Annotated in this window: 2 protein-coding genes (1 of these 2 only partly in view); both read right to left on the bottom strand. The window is 61.7% G+C overall.

The genetic code is table 11. From position 1 onward, the window contains the following. Positions 1 to 77: 77 nt before the first annotated feature. Positions 78 to 16,538, bottom strand: coding sequence for a syringopeptin non-ribosomal peptide synthetase SypB (sypB, locus tag V476_RS24355; protein ID WP_024959038.1), 16,461 nt, complete (start codon positions 16,536 to 16,538; stop codon positions 78 to 80). Next, a protein-coding gene (gene sypA / locus V476_RS24350) for a syringopeptin non-ribosomal peptide synthetase SypA (protein ID WP_051128937.1) crosses the window boundary here: on the bottom strand, positions 16,535 to 24,770 show its final stretch. It continues 17,459 nt past the right edge of the window; 8,236 of the gene's 25,695 nt are visible here — the last part of the coding sequence; its start codon lies off the right edge, out of view; the stop codon is at positions 16,535 to 16,537. Before sypA ends, sypB begins: the two co-directional genes overlap by 4 nt.

Raw genomic sequence — 24,770 nt, 5'->3', positions numbered from 1 at the left:
GAAGTTGTTACGCAGGACTTCAGGGTGAAAGGCAACCGCCCGACCGGTTGCCGATCGGGCGGGCAGTTACCGTCGCTTCAGATACGACGTTTGCGGTTGAGTGTGGGAATTTTCGTCTGCGGCACCTCCAGCCGCTTGACCTTACCCACTGAGGCAGCCACCTGAATAAGCGTCGGATGACCGAACAGCACCTGGACGTCAGCTTCCAGGTCCGCCTGACGCATGCGCTCGATCAGGCTGACCGCCAACAATGAATGCCCGCCCAGTTCGAAGAAATGGTCATGACGCCCGACTTTTTCGACATTGAGCAGCTCCGCCCAGAGCGCTGCCAGCCTGATCTCCACGTCACCCACCGGGGCTTCGTAGGCACGCGAGGTAAATGCACTGCTGTCCGGTGCCGGCAGGGCCTTGCGGTCGAGCTTGCCATTCGGCGTCAGCGGCCACGCATCAAGCGGCATGTAGGCGGCCGGCAGCATGTAGTCCGGCAGCAGCCCTTGCAGGTGCGTGCGCAGATCGCTGCTTTCCGGTAACGCTGTCGGGGCAGACGGTGTGAAATACGCGACCAGACGGGTTTCGCCGGGTACGTCCTCACGGGCGACAACCACCGCTTCCTGCACCTGCGGATGTTTGTTCAGGGACGTCTCGATCTCGCCCAGTTCGATACGGAAACCACGGATCTTCACCTGATCATCGTTACGGCCCAGGTATTCGATATTGCCATCCGGCAAGTAGCGACCCAGGTCGCCGGTGCGGTACATACGCGCGCCGGGTGAGAGGCTGAACGGATCCTTGAGGAAGCGTTCAGCGGTCAGATCATCACGGTTCAGATAGCCGCGGGCCACGCCGGCACCGCCGATGTAGATTTCACCCGGCATACCCCGCGGAACGAGCTGTTGCTGCTCGTCCAGCAGGTAGAACCGGGTGTTGCCCACCGGCCTGCCGATGTGCGGAGCGAAGCCGTCTTCGCGGTCCATGGCCACCCAGCTTGAGTAGGTGGTGGTTTCGGACGGCCCATACAGGTTGCACAGGCGCTGCACGCCGGTTTTCTCGAACAGTGATTCCACCAGATTGCGTTTGAGTGCTTCGCCGGCGACATTGACGGTGTGGACCGACCCTGGCAAACCGTTGATTTCCAGCAGCGCTTTCAGCGCCGAGGGAACGGTGTTGATCAGGCCGATATCGTGATTGCCGTGTTGCAGTTCCAGGACGTTTTTGACCACGTTGATGCTGCCACCCGATGTCAGCGGCGCGAAGCACTCGTAGACCGCGAGGTCGAAGTTCAGCGAGGTGGAGAACAGCGTTTTTTCCAGCGCAGAGCCTTCGAACGCCACGTGTGCCCAAGTCAGGAAGTTCACGGTGTTGCGATGCTCGATCATCACGCCTTTTGGCATACCGGTGGAACCGGACGTGTAGATCAGGTACGCCAGATGTGCCGAGGTCAGCCCCGGCACCCGCGGATTCTGGACGGATTCGCCCTGCCAATCGCTCAGATCAAGATTGATCACAGGTACCGAAACGTCGGCCAGCAAGCCCTGAGTAGCAGTTTGAGCCAGAACGGCGGCAGGCGTGCTGTCCTCCAGCATGTAAGCAATCCGCTCTACCGGGTAAGCTGGATCCAGCGGAACGTAGCCGCCGCCCGCCTTGAGAATCGCCAGCAAACCGACGACCATTTCCACGCTGCGTTCTATGCAGATCCCTACGCGGGAATCGGGCTGCACACCCTGTTTGCGCAAGGCATGGGCCAGGCGGTTGGCCTGTTCGTTGAGCTCGCGATAGGTCAGGCGCTGTTGGCCATGCACCACGGCCACAGCCTGCGGCGTGCGCTCGACCTGTGCTTCGAACAGGCCATGGATGGTCTGCTCGTGCGGATAATCCAGCGCGGTAGCGTTGAGGCCGAAGACCAGTTGCTCACGCTCTGCTGCTGGCACAACCGACAAACCAGCCAAAGGCATCTCGCTGGACTGCTCCAGTGCGCTGACCACACCCTCCAGCGCTGTCTGCATATACGCGCAGACCTGTTGCGCATCGATACTGGAAATGGCTTGAACGGTGAGGCTGAAGCCCGCACCTTCATCGTTCACTGAAAGGGTCAGCGGATAGTTGGTGCGTTCTTCTCCGTGCAAATGTTCGATGCCCTGCCAGGCCTCGAAAGCCTGCTGATTGACCTCCACGTCGATATGCCGGTAGTTGAGCAAGGCGTTGAACAGTGGCGTTGACGCCGGTACACCACTGCAACGCTGAGCCAGCACCAGCGACGCGTGTTCATGGGCCAGCAGTCCGCTGAGTCGTGCGTGGGCAGCTTTCAGACCGCTGCGCACGCCCTGCTCGCCCAGCGTGACGCGCAGCGGCAAGGTGTTGATGAACATCCCCAGCGCCCGGTCAGAACCAACGCCGCCCTGCAGACGACCAAGCAACACGGTGCCGAACACCACATCCTCTTTGCCTGAGACAGCGCCCAGTACAAGGGCCCAGGCCAGGTGATACAGGCTGGCGGAACTGACCCCGAGTTGACGAGCCTGCGCCCGCAAGCGCTGGCTCAGGTCAATGTCGACCCGCTGGAATGCTTCCTCGATACCTTGCCCGTCGCCCTGCACGTCCTGCAGTCCGAACGGTAGCGTCGGCTCATCAATGTCGCCGAGCATGTCGCGGAAAAACACCTCGTGTTCCTCGCAGCTGACGCCGAGCCTGGCCTGAGCCACGTAATTGCGATAAGGCACGGAGGGCGTCAGCGACGCTTGCTGACCGAGCATGTGCGCTTCGATTTCGCTTCTGAGAATACGCAGCGACGTGGCGTCGTCCACCAGGTGATGGAACAGCAGCATGCCCATCCAGCGGTTATTTACCGCGTCTTGGGCATAGCCGATGCGTAACATCGGCGCCTGACGGATGTCCAGACGCGTGTGACGCGGGTCCAGGCGCTTGATCAGTTGCTCGGAAATATCACCGCAGGCCGGGTCCAGTAGCAGCTCATCAAGCCCCAGCGGCGCCTCACGCCAGACCACCTGCACCGGTGCCTCGAGACGCTCCCAAAGCACGGCGGTACGCAGGATATCGTGCCGCGCGATCACGCCTTGCAGGGCCTGGGCGAAGCTGTGCAGGCGCTCGATACTGTCAAAGGAGAACAGTGCGTACTGCAAGTAGGGATCGCCTTCGACCGCAGCAATGTGGTGATACAGAATCCCCTCCTGCAGCGGCGCCAGGGCATAAATATCCTGCACGTTGGCCGCACCACCCGGTACGCAGGACACCACATGGTCGATATCCTCCTGGCGCAGTGACACCAGTGGTAGCATGTCCGGGGTGATGTGCGCGCAGTCGGCGGGAATAAGGTTGGCGGGTACTTCTACTGCACCCTTGCCGCCCACGGCTGCCGCCAGTGCCGACAGGGTCGGCTGGCTGAACAGCACGCGCACGTCGGCAACCAGATCGATCTGGCGCATGCGTTCGATCAGTTTCACGGCCAGCAGCGAGTGGCCGCCTAGCTCGAAGAAGTGGTCATGCCGGCCGACCTGCTCGAGTTGCAACAGGTCTTGCCAGATCCGCGCAATGGCCATCTCGGCGTCGCTTTCTGGCGCTTCGTAGCCCCGATTGGCCACTGAAGACCGGTCAGGCGCAGGCAAGGCCTTGCGGTCAAGTTTACCGTTGGCGGTCAGCGGCAGTGCATCGAGCTGCACGTAGGCAGCCGGCACCATGTACTGCGGCAATGTGCCTTGCAGATGCTCGCGCAGGTTTTCGATGTCCAGCAGCCTTTGCGCCTGCAGCGCCGTGACATAGGCCACCAGACGCTTGTCACCGGGCACATCCTCACGGCACAGCACCACGGCATCGCAGACTTCAGGATGCTCAGCCAGACGTGCTTCGATTTCACCCAGTTCGATACGGAAGCCGCGAATCTTCACCTGTTCGTCGTTGCGGCCCAGGTATTCCAGGCTGCCATCGGCCAGCCAGCGTCCCAGGTCGCCGGTGCGGTACAGGCGAGCACCCGGAGCGTTACTGAACGGGTTATCGAGAAAACGCTCGGCCGTCAGTGCTTCACGGTTCAGGTAGCCACGGGCAACACCGGCACCGCCCACGTACAGCTCGCCGATCACGCCTGCCGGCACTGGTTCGCCATGGGCGTCAAGCAGGTACAGTTGCAGGTCTGGAATACGCTTGCCGATCGGGCTGGCACCGACACGCTGGGCGTCTTCGGCCTTCAACGGGTAGTAGGTGACGTGCACGGTGGTTTCGGTAATCCCGTACATGTTCACCAGTTGCGTGTCGGTATTCACGTTGCGGGCGTACCACGGTTTGAGCATCGCCGTTTCCAGTGCTTCGCCGCCGAAAATCACTTGGCGCAGCGAATGTGCTTGCTCCTTCTCACCCTGGGCCGCAATCAGTTGGCGGAACGCACTCGGTGTCTGGCTGAGTACTGTTACACCGGCACTGCACAGCAGTTCGTGGAAGTCTTCAGGCGAGCGGCTGACCAGTTGTGGCACGATCAACAGACGTCCGCCATGCAGCAGCGCGCCCCAGATTTCCCAGACCGAGAAGTCGAAAGCGAATGAGTGGAACAGCGCCCAGACATCCTGTTCATTGAAACCGAACCAGTCCTGGGTGGCCGAGAACAGTCGTGCAACGTTGCGATGCTCGACCATCACACCCTTGGGCAGGCCGGTAGAACCGGAGGTGTAGATGACGTAGGCAAGGTCGCTGGGCTGCACCGATACCATTGGATTGCTGACGGACTCATCCAGCAGGTCTGCGTCGTCAAGATAGATCAGTGGCACATCGGAGTCCGACCAGGCTTGCTGCACCGATCGCTGACTCAACAGCGCCACCGGGGTACTGTCGCCGAGTACGTAGGACAGGCGCTCAAGCGGGTAAGCTGGATCCAGTGGCACGTAACCGGCGCCGGATTTGAGGATCCCCAGCAAGCCGATAATCATCGCCGGGCCACGTTCGACGCAGATCGCCACGCGATCGTCATTGCGCACACCCAAGGCCAGCAAACGGTGCGCGACCTGGTTGGCACGCGCATTGAGCTCGCCGTAGCTCAGGGTCTGTTCTTCGAACATCAGCGCGACGGCGTCTGGTCGTTCTGCGGCGCGTGCTTCGAATTGCCGGTGGATCGGTGTCTCGTGTGCATAGCTCTTCTGAGGCCGGTTGCACTGCTCGAGCAACTGCGCACGTTCGGCGAACGGCAGTATCGAAATAGCATGCAGCGGGGTTTGCGGCGCCTGTTCCAGCGCATCGACCAGACTGTTCAGGGTTTGTTGCATGTAGGCGCAGATCCGTGTCGCCTCAATCAGTGGCACGGTCTGAACAGTCAGCTGGAAGCCTTCGCCCTGGTCATCGACGTTCAGCGTCAGCGGATAGTTGGTACGTTCTTCATCGCCCAGCGACTGCATGCCATCCCAGGCCGTCAGTGCCTCATCGGTCACGGCAATGCTGCTGTGACGATAATTGAGCAAGGCGCTGAACAGCGGTGCCGGTGCGGCCACGCCACTGCAGCGCTGGGCCAGTGCCAGCGAGGCATGTTCATGACCGAGTAGCCCGGTCAGGCGTCGATGCGTGGCCTTGACCCCGTCACGTACGTCCAGATTGCCCAGCTCTACCCGCAGCGGCAAGGTGTTGATAAACATTCCCAGCGCTCGGTCTGCGCCTTCGCCGCCCTGCATGCGGCCCATCAGTACGGTGCCGAACACTACGTCGTCACGCCCCGAGACCTGACTCAGCAGTCGCGCCCAGGCCAGGTGGACAAGGCTCGCGGCACTCACGCCCAGTTGCAGGGCCTGGCTCCGCACGCGACGGCTGAGGTCTGCGTCTACGGTCAGTCGGGCTTCTTCGATGTCGCGCCCGTCACCGTGTACCTGTTGCAAACCGAACGGCAGCGTCGGTTCGTCGACATTGCCCAGCATGTCGCGGAAGAACACCTCATGCTCTTCCTGGCTCACGCCCAGTCGGGCCTGAGCGACATAGTTGCGATACGGAACCGCCGCGCCCAGCTGCGCCTCCTGGCCCAGCAGGCTGGCCTGCATCTCGTAGCGCACCACGTCCATCGCGGTATGGTCCATGACCAGATGATGGAACTGCAGCAACGCCAGCCAGCGCTGGTTCGGTCCATCCCAGGCACACACCAGACGCATCATCGGCGCTTGACGAATGTCCAGACGATGGTGCCTGGCGTCGAAACGCTGGTGTAACTGTGCCGCCATGTCGCCCGCGTGTGGGTCGGCATCAAAGCTTTCGCGCATCAGCGGCGCCTGACGCCAGACCACTTGCATCGGTTCGTCCAGCCCCTCCCAGACCAATGCGGTGCGCAGCACGTCATGACGCTGGATCACGAACTGCAAGGCGCGGGCGAAATCGTCGACATGCTCCTGGCTGTCAAAGCTGAACAGCGATTGCAGCAAGTAGGGATCACCGCGTTCAGCGCTGAGGTGGTGATAGAGGATACCTTCCTGCAGCGGCGCCAGCGGGTAGATATCCTGCACGTTGGCAACGCCGCCGGGCACCGTGGCAACGATCCGGTCGATGGCGACCTGATCAAGACTTGCCAGCGGCAACATGTCCGGTGTAATCCGCTGACAGTCCGCGGCAATGCCATTGGCCGGGACGTGAATTTCACGGCCGCTGCCCACCGCCGCTGCCAGCGCGGCCAGGGTCGGCTGGCTGAACAGCACGCGCACGTCGGCACTCAGACCGACCTGGCGCATGCGTTCGATCAGCATCACCGCCAGCAACGAATGACCGCCCAGTTCGAAAAAGTGATCATGACGACCGACCTGTTCGACCGTCAGTACGTCTGCCCAGATCGACGCCAGCAGGGTCTCGACCTCGCCTTGAGGGGCTTCATAACCGCGGCTGATCAGCGATTGCGCATCCGGCGCTGGTAGCGCCTTGCGGTCGAGCTTGCCGTTGGCGGTCAGCGGCAGTGCGTCCAGCTGCACGTAGGCCGCAGGCACCATGTAGTCCGGCAATGTGCCTTGCAGATGACTGCGCAGGTGTTCAATGTCGAGCACGGTTTCAAGCCGTTGCGCTATGACATAAGCCACCAGGCGCTTGTCGCCCGGCACATCCTGACGACACAGCACCACAGCCTCACGAACCTCGGGATGTTCGGCCAGGCGCGCTTCGATTTCGCCCAGTTCAACGCGGAAACCACGGATTTTTATCTGGTCGTCATTACGACCCAGGTATTCCAGGTTGCCGTCGGCACGCCAGCGAACCAGGTCGCCGGTACGGTACATCAGTGCGTTTTCCGACGCACTGAACGGATCGACGACAAATTGCGTGGCGCTCAACTCATCTCGATTCAAATAGCCTTTGGCAACACCCTGCCCGCCGATATACAGCTCGCCGGGCACACCTACTGCCACGGGTTCGCGCAGCGCATCGAGCACGTAAGCCTGACTGTTGCCGACAGGTCGACCGATGGGGATACCACCACTGCCCACTGAAGTGATCTCGTAGGTCGCGGAAAAGGTCGTCGCCTCGGTCGGGCCATAGCCGTTGAGCAGATGTTGTGGAGGATTGTTCGCCAACACCCGGCCGATAACGGCAGGGTCCAGCACATCGCCGCCGACGATCAGGTAGCGCAGACGTGAAAACGCTTCGCCCAGACCCGAAGCGTATTGATGGAACAACCCGGCGGTCATCCACAGCACGGTTACCGATTGCTCCAGCAGCAGACGCTGGAAATTCAGTGGAGACAGCAAGTCGTTCTGCTCGATCACCACCACACAGCCGCCGTTGAGCAACGGTGCCCAGACATCCAGCGTACTGGCATCAAACGCAGGGTTAGAGGCAAACGCCACGCGATCCTGAGCATTGAAGTCGGCGTAACCGTTGTTGATCACCAGGCGGCTGATGGCGCGATGCGGCACCAGCACACCTTTAGGAACACCCGTCGAGCCAGAGGTGTACATGATGTAGGCGACGCTTTCGCTGGACTGCGGCAATGCCAGATCAGTGTCTTTCAGGTCGTCCAGGGTCAAACCGTCGAGATCGATACGCTGTGCACCACTCGTCAGCGATACGTGGCTATGAGTCAGCAGGACACGTGCACGACTGTCTTCAATCATGAATGCCTGACGTTCGACCGGTGCATGGGTGTCCAGAGGCACGTACACCGCTGCGCATTTGAGCACCGCCAGCTGACTGGCGAGCAGGTCGAGGCTGCGCTCCAGCAAAATCGCCACACTGTCACCCGGCTGTACGCCGAGACCCAGTAGATACCGCGCCAGACGATTGGCACGGGTGTTGAGTTCGGCGTAGCTCACGGAGACGCCGTCGTGAATCGCCGCGCAAGTTTCGGGGAGTGCCCGTACCTGGTCTTCGAACAGGCCGTGCACGGTCTGCTGTTGCGGGTAATCCCGCGCGGTCTTGTTGAATTCGACCAGTAACTGCTGGCGTTCGACAGCCGGCAGGATCGCAATACTGCTCAGCGGTGCCTCGGGGTCCTGCTCCAGCGCCATAAGGATATGCTCCAGCGCCGTCTGCATATACGAGCAGACCCGTTGTGCATCGATACTGGCAATGGCTTGCACGGTAAGGCTGAAGCCCTCCCCTTCATCATTCACTGAAAGGGCCAGCGGATAGTTGGTACGCTCTTCACTGTGCAGGCTTTCGATGCCCTGCCAGGTGTCGAAAGACTCTTGGTTGACCTGCGCGTCGATATGCCGGTAGTTGAGCAAGGCGCTGAACAGTGGCGTTGACGCGGGCACACCACTGCAACGTTGAGCCAGTACCAGCGACGCGTGTTCATGGGCCAGCAGCATGCTGAGTCGCGCATGAGTGGCTTTCAGACCGCTGCGCACGCCCTGCTCGCCCAGCGTGACGCGCAGCGGCAAGGTATTGATGAACATCCCCAGCGCCCGGTCAGAGCCGGCACCGCCTTGCAGGCGACCGAGCAACACGGTGCCGAACACCACATCGCCTTTGCCCGAAACCGCAGCCAGTACACGGGCCCAGGCCAGGTGATACAGGCTGGCAGAACTGACCCCGAGTTGGCGGGCCTGCACGCGCAAACGCTGGCTCAGGCCGATGTCGACCCGCTGGCATGCTTCCTCGATACCGCGCCCGTCGCCCTGCACGTCCTGCACGCCGAAGGGTAGCGTCGGCTCGTCGATATCACCGAGCATGTCGCGGAAAAATACCTCGTGCTCTTCACGGCTGACACCGAACATGGCCTGAGCTACGTAATTGCGATAGGGCACGGACGGCGGCAGCGAGGCTTGCTGACCGAGCATGTGCGCTTCGATTTCGCTTCTGAGAATACGCAGCGACGTGGCGTCGTCCACCAGGTGATGGAACAGCAACATGCCCAGCCAGCGATTGTTCACCTCATCGTGTGCATAACCGATGCGCAGCATCGGTGCCTGACGGATGTCCAGACGCGTGTGGCGCGGGTCGAGACGCTTGAGCAGTTGTTCGGCGATGTCGCCATCGGCCGGCTCCAGTATGTGCTCATCCAGGCCCAGAGTCGCTTCACGCCAGACCACCTGCACCGGGGCGTCGAGACGTTCCCAAAACACCGCAGTGCGCAGGATATCGTGCCGCGCGATCACGCCTTGCAGTGCCTGGGCGAAGTTGTGCAGAAGTTCTCGGCTGTCGAAGGCAAACAGTGCGTGTTGCAGGTACGGGTCGCCTTCGGCCGCAGCAAGGTGGTGATACAAAATCCCCTCCTGCAACGGCGCCAAGGCATAGATATCCTGCACGTTGGACAGACCGCCGGGCACGCTGGACACCACGCGATCAATATCCTCCTGGCTCAGCGACACCAGCGGCAGCATATCCGGGGTGATGCGCGAGCAGTCGGCGGGAATAAGGTTGGCGGGTGCCTCGACTTGCCCTTTGCCGCCCACCGCTGCCGCCAGGGCAGACAGGGTCGGCTGGCTGAACAGCACGCGCACATCGGCAACCAGATCGATCTGGCGCATGCGCTCAATCAGTTTCACCGCCAGCAGCGAGTGGCCGCCCAGTTCGAAGAAGTGGTCATGCCGGCCGACCTGCTCCAGCTGGAGCAGGTCTTGCCAGATCCGCGCAATGGCCATTTCGGTGTCGCCTTCTGGCGCTTCATAGCCCCGACTGGCCAACGCCGAACGGTCGGGTGCTGGCAGCGCCTTGCGGTCGAGCTTGCCGTTGGCAGTCAACGGCAGCGTATCGAGTTGCACGTAGGCCGCCGGCACCATGTACTTTGGCAACGTGCCTTGCAGATGCTCGCGCAGGCTTTCGATGTCCAGCAGGTCGCCCGACTGCTGCGTCGTGAGATAGGCCACCAGACGCTTGTCGCCCGGTTCGTCTTCACGCACCACAACCACAGCGTCGCGTACGCCTTGGCAAGCGCTCAATCGAGCTTCGATCTCGCCCAGCTCGATACGGAAACCGCGAATTTTCACCTGTTCATCGTTACGGCCCAGATACTCGAGGCTGCCATTGCCCAGCCAGCGCCCCAGGTCGCCGGTACGGTACAGGCGCGCACCCGGAGCACTACTGAACGGGTTATCGAGAAAACGCTCGGCCGTCAGTGCTTCGCGATTCAGGTAGCCACGCGCAACGCCGGCGCCGCCCACATACAGCTCGCCGATCACCCCTACTGGCACCGGTTCGCGATGAGCATCGAGGACATACAGCTGCAAATCGGGAATGTGCTCGCCGATCGGGCTGGCGCCCATGCGCTGTGCATCTTCGGCCTGCAACGGATAGTAGGTCACATGCACGGTGGTTTCGGTGATGCCGTACATATTCACCAGTTGCGTGCCGGTATTCACGTTGCGGGCGTACCACGGCTTGAGCATGGCCGTTTCCAGTGCTTCGCCGCCGAAAATCACCTGGCGCAATGAGTGTGCGCGCTCGCTCTTGCCCTGGGCCGCAATCAGCTGGCGGAAAGCACTCGGTGTCTGGTTGAGTACCGTGACTCCGGCACTGCACAGCAGGTCATAGCAGTCTTCAGGTGAACGGCTGATCAGTTGCGGCACGACCAGCAGGCGCCCACCGTGCAGCAGCGCGCCCCAGATTTCCCAGACCGAGAAGTCGAAGGCGAATGAGTGGAACAGTGCTCCAACATCCTGTTCATTGAAACCGAACCAGTCCTGGGTGGCCGAGAACAGCCGTGCGACGTTGCGATGCTCGACCATCACTCCCTTTGGCAGGCCAGTGGAACCGGAGGTGTAGATGACGTAGGCAAGGTCGGCGGGATTGACCGGTACTTGCAGATTGCAGACGGATTCGTCCTGCAGGTCGGCGTCGTCAAGGTAGATCAGCGGCACTTCGCAGACCGGCAAGGCCTGTTGCACTGATCGCTGGCTCAACAATGCCACTGGGGTACTGTCGCCGAGTACGTAGGCCAGGCGCTCAAGCGGGTAAGCCGGATCCAGTGGCACGTAACCGGCGCCGGATTTGAGGATGCCCAACACGCCGATAATCATCGCCGGGCCACGTTCGACGCAGATCGCCACGCGATCGTCAGGCCGTACACCCAGGGCCAGCAAACGGTGCGCGACCTGGTTGGCACGCGCATTGAGCTCGCCGTAGCTCAGGGCCTGTGCTTCGAACATCAGCGCGACGGCATCTGGTCGTTCTGCGGCGCGGGCTTCGAATTGCCGGTGGATCGGTGTTTCATGTGCATAGGTTTTGCCGGAAGGGTTCCAGTGTTCGAGCAACTGGGTACGTTCGCTGAGCGGCAATATCGATATGCTGTGCAGCGGTGTCTGCGGCTCCTGTTCCAGCGCCTCGACCAGCCCCGCTACGGCCAACTGCAGATAGTCACAAAGGCGCTGCGCGCCAATGCTCGCCGCCACCAGCGAAGTGAACTGGAAGCCTTCACCCGTATCGTCGACATTGACGGTCAGCGGGTAGTTGGTGCGTTCTTCTTCGTCCAGTCGCAAAGACTGCATGCCATCCCAGGCCGCCATTGCCTCATCGGTCACGGCAACGCTACTGTGACGATAATTGAGCAAGGCGCTGAACAGCGGTGTCGGTGCGACCACGCCACTGCAGCGCTGGGCCAGTGCCAGCGAGGCATGTTCATGGCCGAGTAACCCGGTCAAGCGCCGATGCGTGGCCTTGACCCCGTCACGTACGCCCTCACCGCCCAGGTCCACCCGCAGCGGCAAGGTATTGATGAACATGCCAAGGGCCCGTTCGGCACCCTCGCCGCTCTGCATGCGGCCCATCAGGACGGTGCCGAATACCACTTGATCACGTCCGCTGAGGCGGCCCAGCATCTGTGCGAATGCCAGATGGAGCAGGCTTGCAGCACTGACCCCAAGCTGCCGCGTCTGCACTCTAAGGCGTTGGCTCAAAGCGTTATCCAGCGTCAGACGAGCCTGATCGATAGCGTTGCCGTCGCCTTGCACGTCGTGCAGGCCGAACGGCAGCGTCGGCTCGTCGATGTCGCCGAGCATGTCCTGGAAGAACAGCTCATGATCCTGCTCGTTCACGCCCTGTCGGGCCTGAGCGACATAGTTTCGGTAAGGAATTGAGTCACCAAGTCGATCGGCCTGACCGAGCAGGCAGACCTGCATTTCATAGCGCACCTGATCCAGCGCAGTGTGGTCAAGGATCATGTGGTGAAACATCAGCGTCGCCACCCAACGCTGGTTGACGGTGTCCAGGGCACACACCACTCGCATCAAGGGTGCGCGACGGATGTCCATGCGTATCTGGCGCGGGTCCAGATGCTCTTGCAACTGACGGGATATATCACCGAAGCGAGGGTTGAGCTGAATTTCCTCGACGCTGAGTTCGACCTGACGCCAGACCACTTGCAACGGCTCATCAAGACTTTCCCAGTGCATGGACGTGCGCAGGATGTCATGGCGGTTGATGACCGTTTGCAGGGCCTGGGCGAAGGTATCCAGATGAGCGCGGCTCTGGAACGCGAACTGGCTCTGCAGTACGTAAGGATCGCCCTGCTCTGCGGCGATATGATGATAGAGAATGCCTTCCTGTAACGGCGCCAGCGGGTAAATATCCTGCACGTTCGCTGCGCCGCCGGGCACACAGGCCACCACCAGGTCGATCTGCTCCTGGGTCAGTTTGATCAGCGGCAAGAGGTCTGGGGTGATGCGTTGGCAACCTGGGGTAATCAGGTTGGTCGCTACGGTGACTTCATCACTGCCGGGTTCATCGCCGCCGCCCACGGCACTGGCCAGTGCGGCAAGGGTCGGTTGGCTGAACAGCGCTTTTACATCAGTACTCAGACCGATGTGACGCATGCGCCCGATCAGGCTGACTGCCAGCAGCGAATGACCACCGAGTTCGAAGAAGTTGTCGTGACGACCGACCTGCTCGACGCCCAGTAATTCTTGCCAGATGACCGCGATCTGCGTTTCGATTTCGCCCTGAGGGGCCTCGTAGCCACGGCTGATCAGCGAGTCACTGTCGGGTGCTGGCAGCGCCTTGCGGTCGAGCTTGCCGTTCGGAGTCAGCGGCATTGCGTCAAGACGTACGTAGGCCGAAGGGATCATGTAGGCCGGGAGTTGTTCCTGCAGCCAGCCGCGCAAGCTGTCGATGCTCGGTTCCGTTTGCGCGGACTGGACGCTGTAATAAGCCACCAGACGCTTGTCGCCGGGAACATCTTCGCGAGCGGTGACCACCGCTTCATGGACGGCCGGGTGTCTGGCCAGACGCGCATCGATCTCGCCCAGTTCGATACGGAAGCCACGGATCTTCACCTGATCATCGTTACGACCCAGGTATTCGATATTGCCATCAGGCAGATAACGGCCAAGGTCACCGGTACGGTACATGCGTGCCGCGGGTTGCTGACTGAACGGGTCCTTGAGGAAGCGCTCGGCAGTGAGGTCGTCACGGTTCAGGTAGCCACGAGCCACACCGGCACCGCCGATGTAGATTTCACCCGCTACACCCAGTGGAACCGGCTGCAGTTGCTCATCCAGCAAGTAAAACTGGGTGTTACCGACCGGCTTGCCTATATGAGGAGCGAAACCGTCGTTACGATCCATCGCCACCCAACTGGAGTAGGTGGTGGTTTCCGAGGGGCCATAGAGGTTGCACAGGCGCTGCACGCTGGTCTTCTCAAACAGCGACTCAACCAGGCTGCGCTTCAGCGCTTCACCGGCCACGTTTACGGTGTGGACCGACGTTGGCAGCCCGTCGACTTCCAGCAAGGCCTTCAGCGCCGAAGGTACGGTGTTGATCAGGCCGATATCGTGCTCGCCGTGTTGCAGTTCCAGCACGTTTTTGACGACTTCGATACTGCCGCCCGAGGTCAGCGGCGCGAAGCACTCGTAGACGGCGAGGTCGAAGTTCAGCGAAGTGGAAAACAGCGTTTTTTCCAGTGCAGAGCCGTCGAACGCCTTATGCGCCCAGCTCAGGAAGTTCACGGTGTTACGGTGTTCGATCATCACGCCTTTCGGCAAGCCGGTCGAACCCGAGGTGTAGATCAGGTAGGCCAGGTGCGCCGAAGTCAGCCCCGGCACCTGCGGATTCTGGACGGATTCGCCCTGCCAATCGCTCAGATCAAGATTGATCACAGGCACTGAAACGCCGGCCAGCAGGCCCTGAGTAGCGGTTTGAGCCAGCACGGCTGCCGGAGCGCTGTCCTGCAGCATGTAGGCAATACGTTCTGCCGGGTAAGCCGGATCAAGCGGCACATAGCCGCCGCCCGCCTTGAGAATCGCCAGCAAACCGACGACCATTTCCGCGCCGCGTTCTACACAGATTCCGACACGAGAGTCAGGCTGAACGCCCTGCTTGCGCAGAGCATGTGCAAGGCGGTTGGCCTGCTCGTTAAGCTCGCGATAGGTCAAGCGTTGTTCGCCATGGACGACTGCCAGCGCTTCCGGTGTGCGCTCGGCTTGCGCTTCAAACAGGCCATGGATGGTCTGCTGCTGCGGATAATCCAGCGAGGTGTCATTGAAATCCACCAGCAACTGCTCACGCTCGTCGGCCGGCAGGATCGGCAAGCTGTTCAATGGCGCCTGCGGCGTCTGCTCCAGTGCATGCACCAGGCTTTCCAGCGCCGTCTGCATATACCCGCAAACCCGCTGGGCACCGATACCGGCAACAGCCTGAACATTAAGGCTGAATCCTTCGCCAAGATCGTCGAGGGATAAAATCAACGGGTAGTTGGTGCGTTCTGCACCGCCCCTCACCTCGATCCCTTCCCAGAGTTGATCGGCCTGATCGGTGACTTCCTGATCGCTCGCCGCTCCGGCTGAACTGTGGCGGTAGTTGAGCAATGCGCTGAACAGTGGCGTCGGTGCCGATACACCGCTGCAACGCTGGGCCAACGCCAGCGAGGCGTGTTCGTGGCCGAGCAACGCTGTCAAACGTGCATGGGTCGCCTTGACCCCGGCGCGTACATCCTGCTCACCCACGTCCACCCGTAGCGGCAAGGTATTGATAAACATCCCCAAGGCCCGGCCAACCCCCTCGCCACCGCGCATGCGCCCCAGCAGCACCGTGCCGAACACGACATCGTTACGCCCGCACAGGCATCCGAGCACCCGTGCCCAGGCAAGGTGATGCAGGCTCGCCGCGCTCACCCCTTGCAGTCGCGCCTGAGCACGCAAGCGCTGGCTCAGTTCGGCAGGCAGAGGCTGATGCGCCTCTTCGATGCCATGGCCGTCGCCGCGCACATCCTGCAGGCCGAACGGCAACGTGGGTTCATCGACGTCGCCGAGCATCTCGCGGAAAAACCCTTCGTGCTGCTTGTTCGTGACGCCGAGCCGGGCCTGGGCTACGTAGTTGCGATACGGCACCGGTTCGCCCAGTGTGTGGGCCTGACCGTACAGATATGCATGGATTTCATGATGGACCTGGTCCAGCGCCGCATGGTCGATGGCGATGTGGTGAAACAGCAGCATCGCCACCCAGCACTGGTTGACCTCGTCGTGGGTGAAGGCCAGCCGCAGCAAGGGTGCCTGGCTGATATCGAGGCGGTAATGCCGTGGGTCGAAGCGTTGTTGCAATTGCTCGCTGGCGGGGCCGGCGGCAGGGTCAATGGTGATTTCGCTGAGCACCAGATCAGCCTTGCGCCACACCACTTGCACTGGCTCGTCCAGGCCTTCCCACACCACGCTGGTGCGCAGGATGTCGTGGCGGTTGATGACCTGCTGCAAGGCCGCGGTGAACTCATCGAAACGTTCCCGGCTGGCAATCGTAAACTGTGCCTGCAGTACGTAAGGATCACCCTGTTCAGCGGCGATATGGTGATAAAGAATGCCTTCCTGCAACGACGCCAGCGGGTAGATATCCTGCACATTGGGCACGCCGCCAGGGACGCGGGCAACGATTGTTTCGATGGCTGCCTGGTCGAGTTCGATCAACGGCAACATGTCCGGGGTAATGCGCTCGCAGCCCGGCACAATCGCCTGGGCAGGAACGTCCACTTCATCGGCCTTGCCGCTGTAATACTCGCCGGCATTGATCAGTTCGATCAATGCCGCTTTGTTCTCGCGCAACATCGCCACCACAGAGGGTTCCATGAGGGACTGTCGCTTGCCGCTGACGAGCAGTTGGTCGCCCTTGACGGCAAGCTGCACGTCTTTCTCTTCCAGTAATGCCAACAGTTCAATCATGCTCACAGAACAATCTCCATTCTTTCCGTTGTAGCTGCGTATTCCGAGAGTGTCGGGTGCTTGAACAGCGACTTGACTTCAGCCTCCAGGCCTTCTTGACGCATGCGTTCCATCAGGCTGACAGCGAGCAGAGAGTGGCCTCCCAGCTCGAAAAAGTGGTCATGCCGTCCAACCTGCGTGACACCCAGCAAGTCTTGCCAGATACCGGCGATCAGTATTTCTCGCTCACCTTGCGGGGCTTCATAGCCACGGCTGATCAATGCCCCCTCGCCCGGCGCGGGTAGGGCCTTGCGGTCGAGTTTGCCGTTGGGCGTGAGAGGCAATGCGTCGAGACGTACGTAAGCCACCGGGACCATGTAGGCCGGCAACTGCCCCAGCAGCCAGCCGCGCAAGCTGTCGATGTCCGGCGCAGTTTGCGCGGATTGGACCGTGTAATACGCCACCAGGCGTTTGTCGCCGGGGACGTCTTCGCGTGCAGTGACCACCGCATCCTGGACTGCTGGATGCCTGGCCAGGCATGCGTCGATCTCGCCCAGTTCGATACGGAAGCCACGAATCTTCACCTGATCGTCGTTGCGGCCCAGATATTCGATATTGCCGTCTGGCAGGTAGCGACCGAGATCGCCGGTGCGGTACATGCGTGCCGCTGGCTGTGGGCTGAACGGATCCGCGAGGAAGCGTTCGGCAGTCAGATCGTCACGGTTCAGGTAGCCACGGGCCACGCCCGCGCCGCCAATGTAGATCTCACCCGCTACACCCAGTGGCACGGGTTGTTGCTGTTGGTCCAGCAAGTAAAACTGTGTATTGCCGACAGGCTTGCCGATGTGCGCAGCGAAGCCGTGTTCGCGATCCATCGCCACCCAGCTTGAGTAGGTGGTGGTTTCCGACGGGCCATAGAGGTTGCACAGGCGCTGGACGCTGGTCTTTTCGAACAGGTTTTCCACCAGGCTGCGCTTGAGCGCTTCACCGGCGACGTTGACGGTATGCACCGACTCTGGCAACGCGTTGATTTCCAGCAGCGCCTTCAGCGCCGACGGCACGGTGTTGATCAGGCCGATATCGTGTTCGCCGTGTTGCAGTTGCAGAACGTTGCTGACCACCTCGATTCGCCCCCCTGAGGTGAGCGGCGCGAAGCACTCGTAGACCGCGAGGTCGAAGTTCAGCGAGGTGGAGAACAGTGTTTTTTCCAGTGCAGCGCCGTCGAAAGCCGTGTGAGCCCAGCTCAGGAAGTTCACAGTGTTGCGGTGTTCGATCATCACGCCTTTCGGCAAGCCGGTAGAGCCCGAGGTATAGATCAGGTAAGCCAAATGGGCCGAGGTCAGCCCCGCCACCTGTGGATTCCGCACGGATTCTTCTTGCCAGTTGTTCTGATCAAGATTGATCACCGGTACCGAAACGTCGGTCAGTAACGCTTCTGTCGCCGACTGTGCCAACACGGCAGCAGGCGTGCTGTCCTGCAGCATGTAAGCAATACGCTCTGCTGGATAAGCCGGGTCCAGTGGCACGTAACCACCGCCCGCCTTGAGGATCGCCAGCAAACCGACGACCATTTCCGCGCTGCGCTCTACACAGATCCCGACTCTGGAATCCGGCTGCACACCCTGCTTGCGCAAGGTATGCGCCAGGCGGTTGGCCTGCTCGTTAAGCTCGCGGTACGTCAGGCGTTGTTCGCCATGGACGACTGCCGGCGCTTCAGGTGTGCGCTCGACCTGTGCTTCGAACAGCCCATGAATGGTCTGTTCGTGCGGGCAATCCAGCGCCGTGTCGTTGAACCCCACCAGCAACTGCTCGCGCTCGGCAGCCGGCAGAATCGGCAGGCTCTCGATGGCAGTATCCGGCGACTGCTCCAGCGCAACCAGCAGATTGTCCAACGCGGTCTGCATATAGCCGCAGACTCGCCCGGCGCCAACCTTGCCGGTCACCAGCACTGACAACCTGAAACCGTCGCCTTGATCATCGACGTTCAAGGTCAGCGGGTAGTTGGTGCGTTCCTCGCCACTCTGTACGTCGATGCCGCGCCAGGCCTCGATCGACTCAGCAGAGGGTTCGCCCACGCTGCTGTGGCGGTAGTTGAGCAGCGCGCTGAATAGTGGCAGCGGTGCCGCCACGCCGCTGCAACGCTGCGCCAGAACCAAAGGCGCGTGTTCATGGCCGAGCAGCGCGGTGAGTTGAGCATGGGTCGCCCGGACCCCGGCCTGCGCACCCTGTCCGGCCAGATCGACGCGCAGCGGCAACGTATTGATGAACATGCCCAACGCCCTTTCTGCGCCTTCACCACTCTGCATGCGGCCGATCAGCACGGTGCCGAATACCACAGATTGTCTGCCCGATACCTGGCTCAATACCTGAGCCCAAGCCAGATGGACCAGACTCGCGGCGCTTACCCCCAGCTGTCGGGCCTGGGCGCGCAGGCGCAGGTTCAATTGACGGTCCAGTGTCAGACTGCTCTCTTCAATGTCGCGGCCATCGCCCTGCACATCCAGCAGGCCGAATGGCAGCGTCGGTTCGTCGATATCACCGAGCTGTTCGCGGAAGAACGCTTCATGGTCTTCGCGGCTCACACCGAGGCGAGCCTGGGCCACATAGTTGCGATACGGAATGGCGACCTCGAGTTGGTCCGCCTGGCCCAGCAGGTGTGCCTGCATGTCGTGGAGCACAACCTCCAGCGCCGTATGGTCGAGGACCATGTGATGGAACAGCAGAATCGCCGCCCACCGCTGGTTGGGCTGATCTTCGGCGAAAACCAGCCGTAGCAGCGGTGCCTGGCTCATGTCCAATCGAGAATGGCGAGGGTCGAAGCGCTGTTGCAGCTGCGCAATGATCGGCCCTTCAAGCGGGTCGAGTTCGACCTGCTCCACAGGCAGGCGGGCCTGACGACAGACCACCTGCACCGGTGTTTCCAGGCCCTGCCACTGCACCGCAGTGCGCAGGATGTCGTGGCGATCAACCACACTTTGCAAGGCGCCGACAAAGGCGTTCAAGCGCGCACGGTCAGCAATCTCAAACACCGATTGCAGGACGTACGGGTCGCCTGCGTCTGCCGCCAGATGGTGATAGAGAATCCCCTCCTGCAACGGCGCCAACGGGTAGATGTCCTGCACATTCGCCACGCCGCCGGGTACGCTGGCGACAATAAGGTCGATGGCGGCCTGATCGAGATCGGCCAGCGGCAGCATCTCCGGCGTAATGCGCGTGCAATTGTCCGGGATAGCATTTTCCGGGACTGTTATTTCATTTCCGCCACCCACCGCCGCAGCCAGTGCAGCCAGCGTCGGCTGTGTGAACAGGGTGCGAATATCGGCATCGAGCCCCTGGCGCCGCATCTGTGCGATCAGATTGACAGCCAGCAGCGAGTGACCGCCGAGCTCAAAGAAGTGGTCATGACGCCCCACCCGCTCGACGTGCAGCAGTGAACTCCAGATCTCGGCCACAGCCGTTTCCACCACCCCTTGAGGTGCTTCGTATTCGCGATCAGGAAGCGCTTCGCGATCCGGCAATGGCAAGGCCTTGCGGTCGACCTTGCCATTGGCGGTCAGCGGCCAGGCGGCCAGGCGCACGAAGGCGCTGGGCACCATGTAGCCCGGCAGCACTGCCAGCAAGGCAGCGCGCAGTTCGGACACCGTTATCGACAGCGAACCGGCGCGTTCGATGAAATACGCCGCCAGCCTTGGCTGGCCCGGCTCGTCCTCACGGGCCAGCACCAGCGCTTCTTCGATGCCCGGCAATTGGCTGAGCTGAGCTTCGATCTCGCCCAGTTCAACGCGTAAACCGCGAATTTTCACCTGATCATCGTTGCGCCCCAAGTAGTCGAGAGTGCCATCGGCATTCCAGCGTGCCAGGTCGCCGGTGCGGTACATCCGTGAGTTGGCGTAGAACGGGTCACGCAGGAAGCGCTCGGCGGTCATTTCCGGCCGATTCAGGTAACCCCGCGCCACGCCGTCCCCGGCGACGTACAGCTCGCCCGCCACACCCAGCGGCACCAGTTGTTGATGCTCGTCGAGCAGGTACACGCGGGTGTTGGCAATCGGTGTGCCGATGTCGAGGCTGCCGTCGGGCAGCAAGCGCCCCGACGTGGCGACCACCGTTGCCTCGGTCGGGCCATAGTTATTGATGACGGCAAAACCCGGATCACGCTGAAACTGGCGCAGACGGTCGCCACCAATCAATAGCGTACGCAAGGTCGGATGAGACAGGTTTCGGCTGAAGGCGTACTCGGCGACCGGTGTCGGCAGGAAAGCGACCTGCAGCGGTTGAGCGATCCACCAATCAAGCAGCGCATCGATGTGTTCATTGCTCACCTCCGCAGGCGGCAGGTGCAGGGTCGCCCCGGCACACAGCGCCGGCCAGACTTCCCAGGCCATGGCGTCAAAGCCGAAGCCAGCGACACTGGCGGTATGGCTGCCAGCCTGCAGATCGAAGGTTCGGCAATGCCAGTCGATCAGGTTGCCGAGGGTGCGGTGCTCGACCATCACGCCTTTTGGCTGGCCTGTGGAACCGGAGGTATAGATCACGTACGCCAGATGCGTGGCGTTGAGCCCGGCCACCTGCGGGTTGTCCAGGCGTTGCGGCCATTGAGGCCGGTCGAAGGCGATGACCGGTGCAGCCGTTTCGGGCACACGGCTGATCAGGGCCTGCTGGGTCAGCAGCACTTTGGGTGCGCTGTCGGCCAGCAGATAGGCAATGCGTTCGTCAGGGTGCGACGGATCAACCGGGACGTAGCCGGCGCCGGCCTTGAGCACGGCGAGCATGGCCACCAATGTGTCCAGACCACGACGGGCCATGACCGCCACACGATCATCAACACCGACGCCGAGGCTGATCATGTGATGGGCCAGTGCGTTGGCGCGATGGTTCAACTCGCCGTAGTGCAGGCACTGTTCGCCCACCTGAGCCGCCACACCTTCGGGCGCGCTGACCGCCCGGGCTTCGATCATGGCGTGCACGGTCTGCTCGTCATTAACCTGCGCCGGCGCCGTCGTGTTGAGCGTTTCCAGCAGGTAACGGCGTTCCTCTTTGCCGACCAGCGTGATGCGATCAAGGTGCGTCTGCTCATCATTCGCCAGGGTTTCGAGGACTTGCACGAAATAGCCGAGATACCGTTGCGCGGTCGCCTCGTCGAACAGCGCCGTGGCGTAGTCCAGCGTACCGACCAGCGTTTCACCCTGCTCGCTCAGGTTCAGCGAAAGGTCGAACTTGGACACCTGATTGACCTGCTCGATCGGCACCACTCGCAGGTCGCCCAGCGACGCAGCGGCGTGTTTGCCGGGCATCCAGTTCAGCGTGTTCTGGAACAACGGGGGATGGGCCAGGCTGCGCGTCGGACGAACCACTTCAACGACCTGCTCGAACGGCAGGTCCTGATGCTCCTGTGCTTCCAGTACGCGCGTCTTGACCTGAGCCAGCAGCGCTTCGCCGCTCGGATTGCCCGAGGTGTCGATGCGTACGGCCAGGGTGTTGACGAACAGGCCGACCAGGTCTTCCAGTTCGCTACGGCCTCGCCCTGCCACCGGGCTGCCAATCACCACTTCGCCCTGACCGGAAAGACGTGTAAGTGTCGTCGCCCAGGCGGTCATCAGCGCCATGTACAACGTAACGCCCTGGCGTTGCGCCAGTTGACGCAGATCTGCCGTCAGACGTGCGTTCAGTTGCACCGCAAGGCTGGCTCCGGCGAAGTCCTGCTGCGCCGGACGCGGCCGGTCAGTTGGCAACGTGAGCAGCGTCGGCGCGCCCTCCAGTGCCTGACGCCAGTAGGCCGCCTGGTACTGCAGACGCTCGCCCGATAGCCAGCGACGTTGCCATACTGCGTAATCGGTGTACTGGATCGCCAGCGGCGGCAGTGGGTCGGGCTGTCCCTGACAGAACGCCGGGTACAGCGCCAGCAGCTCCTGGCTCAGCACACCCATCGACCAGCCATCGGCGACGATATGGTGCACAGTCAGCAGCAGCACATGACGGTCGTCGGCCACATGCAGCAGATGAGCGCGAATCAGTGGGCCGTCAGCCAGATTGAACGGTGCGACCGCCTCGACCCGAATAGCCTCTTGCAGGCGATGGGGCACATGGCGAATGTCTTCGACAGACAGTGTGGCGTCTGCGCAGGTAGGCGCGAACAGCACCTGCGCAGCGCCTTCGCGGCTCACGAATCGGCTACGCAAGGTTTCATGGCGTTCGACGATGCGTGCCAAGGCTCGCGTCAGGGCGGTGACGTCGAGAGTACCCTCAAGGCTCAGCGCCATCGGGATGTTATAGGCTTGGTTACCGCCGTCCATCTGTGCCAGGAACCACAACCGTTGCTGGGCGAAGGACAATGGCATTGGCTGATCACGCTTCACCGGCAGGATCGCTGTCAGCTCACTGCGCGCCACGCCACCCAGCGCTGCGGCCACCGCTGCCAGTTCAGCGCGGGCGAACAGCTCGCCCAGCGGCAATTCCACGCCCAGTTGCAGGCGCACTTGAGACACCATGCGCATGGCCAGCAGGGAGTGCCCGCCCAGATCAAAGAAGTTGTCGTTACGGCCAATCCGCTCGACCTGCAGCACCTCGGCCCAGATCTCGGCCAGCGCCACTTCGACTTCGCCTTGCGGTGCTTCGTAACCACGACTGATCAGCGATTGCGCATCCGGCACTGGCAGGGCCTTGCGGTCGAGCTTGCCATTGGCGGTCAGCGGCAGCGCATCGAGCTGCACGTAGGCCGCGGGCACCATGTACTCCGGCAATGTGCCTTGCAGGTGGCTGCGCAGAGACTCAATGTCGAGCACGGTTTCAGGCTGTCGCGCCGTGACATAGGCCACCAGACGCTTGTCACCAGGCACATCCTGACGGCACAGCACCACGGCTTCGCGTACATCGGCGTGTTCGGCCAGGCGTACTTCGATTTCACCCAGTTCAACACGGAAACCACGGATTTTCACCTGATCGTCATTGCGACCCAGGTATTCCAGGTTGCCGTCAGCACGCCAGCGAACCAGGTCGCCAGTTCGGTACAAGCGCGCCTGCGGGTCGCTGTCGAACGGGTCGGCGACGAATGTCTCATCGGTCAGTTCATCCCGATTCAAATAGCCCTTGGCAACGCCCTGCCCGCCGATATACAGCTCGCCGGGCACGCCCAACGGCGCCGGTTGGCCTTGGCCATCGAGCACATACAGGCGGCTGTTACCCACCGGTTTGCCGATAGGGATCGAGCCATCGCCGACCGACGTGATCTCGTAGGTCGCGGAGAAGGTTGTGGCTTCGGTCGGGCCATAGCCGTTGAGCAGATGCTGTGGAGGACTGTTGGCCAAGACCCGGCCAATAACGGCAGGGTCCAGCACATCGCCGCCGACAATCAAGTAGCGCAGGCGCGAAAAGGCCTCGCCCAGCCCTGAAGCGTATTGATGGAACAGCCCTGCGGTCATCCACAGCACAGTTACCGATTGCTCCAGCAACAGGCGCTGGAAATCGCGCGGGGACAGCAAGTCGTTCTGCCCGATCACCACCACGCAACCGCCATTGAGCAACGGTGCCCAGACATCCAGCGTACTGGCATCAAACGCCGGGTTGGAGGCAAACGCTACACGATCCAGTGCATTGAAATCGGCGTAACCGTTGTTGATCACCAGCCGGCTGATGGCCCTATGCGGCACCAGCACACCTTTCGGCGTGCCGGTGGAGCCTGAGGTGTACATGATGTACGCGACACTTTCGCTGGGCTGCGGCAATGCCAGATCAGTGTCTTTCAGGCCGTCCAGCGTCAGATTGTCGAGGTCAACACGCTGCGCAGCGGTCGTCAGCGACATCTGGCTATGGGTCAGCAGAACACGCGCCTGACTGTCTTCGATCATGAACGTCTGACGTTCGACCGGTGCATTGATGTCCAGCGGCACGTACACCGCCGAGCACTTGAGCACCGCCAGCTGGCTGGCGAGCAGGTCGAGGCTGCGTTCCAGCAGGATCGCTACGCTGTCACCCGGCTGCACACCGAGCCCCAGCAGATGCCGCGCCAGGCGATTGGCCCGGGTGTTGAGTTCGGCATAGCTCATGGCCACGCCATCGTGGATTGCAGCGCAAGCTTTGGGGCACGCCCGTACCTGGGCTTCGAACAGACTCTGCACGGTCTGCTGCTGCGGGTAATCCCGCGTGGTGTCGTTGAACGCCACCAGCAGTTGCTGCCGTTCGGCTTCCGGCACTACCGGCAGATCGCACACCACCGAATCCGCCGCGAATTCAAGGGCTTTGACCAAGTGGCTCAAGGTGGTCTGC

The organism is Pseudomonas syringae KCTC 12500, assembly GCF_000507185.2.
GTDB classification, from domain to species: domain Bacteria; phylum Pseudomonadota; class Gammaproteobacteria; order Pseudomonadales; family Pseudomonadaceae; genus Aquipseudomonas; species Aquipseudomonas syringae.
The sequence above is the reverse complement of the archived record's forward strand: the minus strand, read 5'-3'. Positions and strand labels throughout refer to the sequence as shown.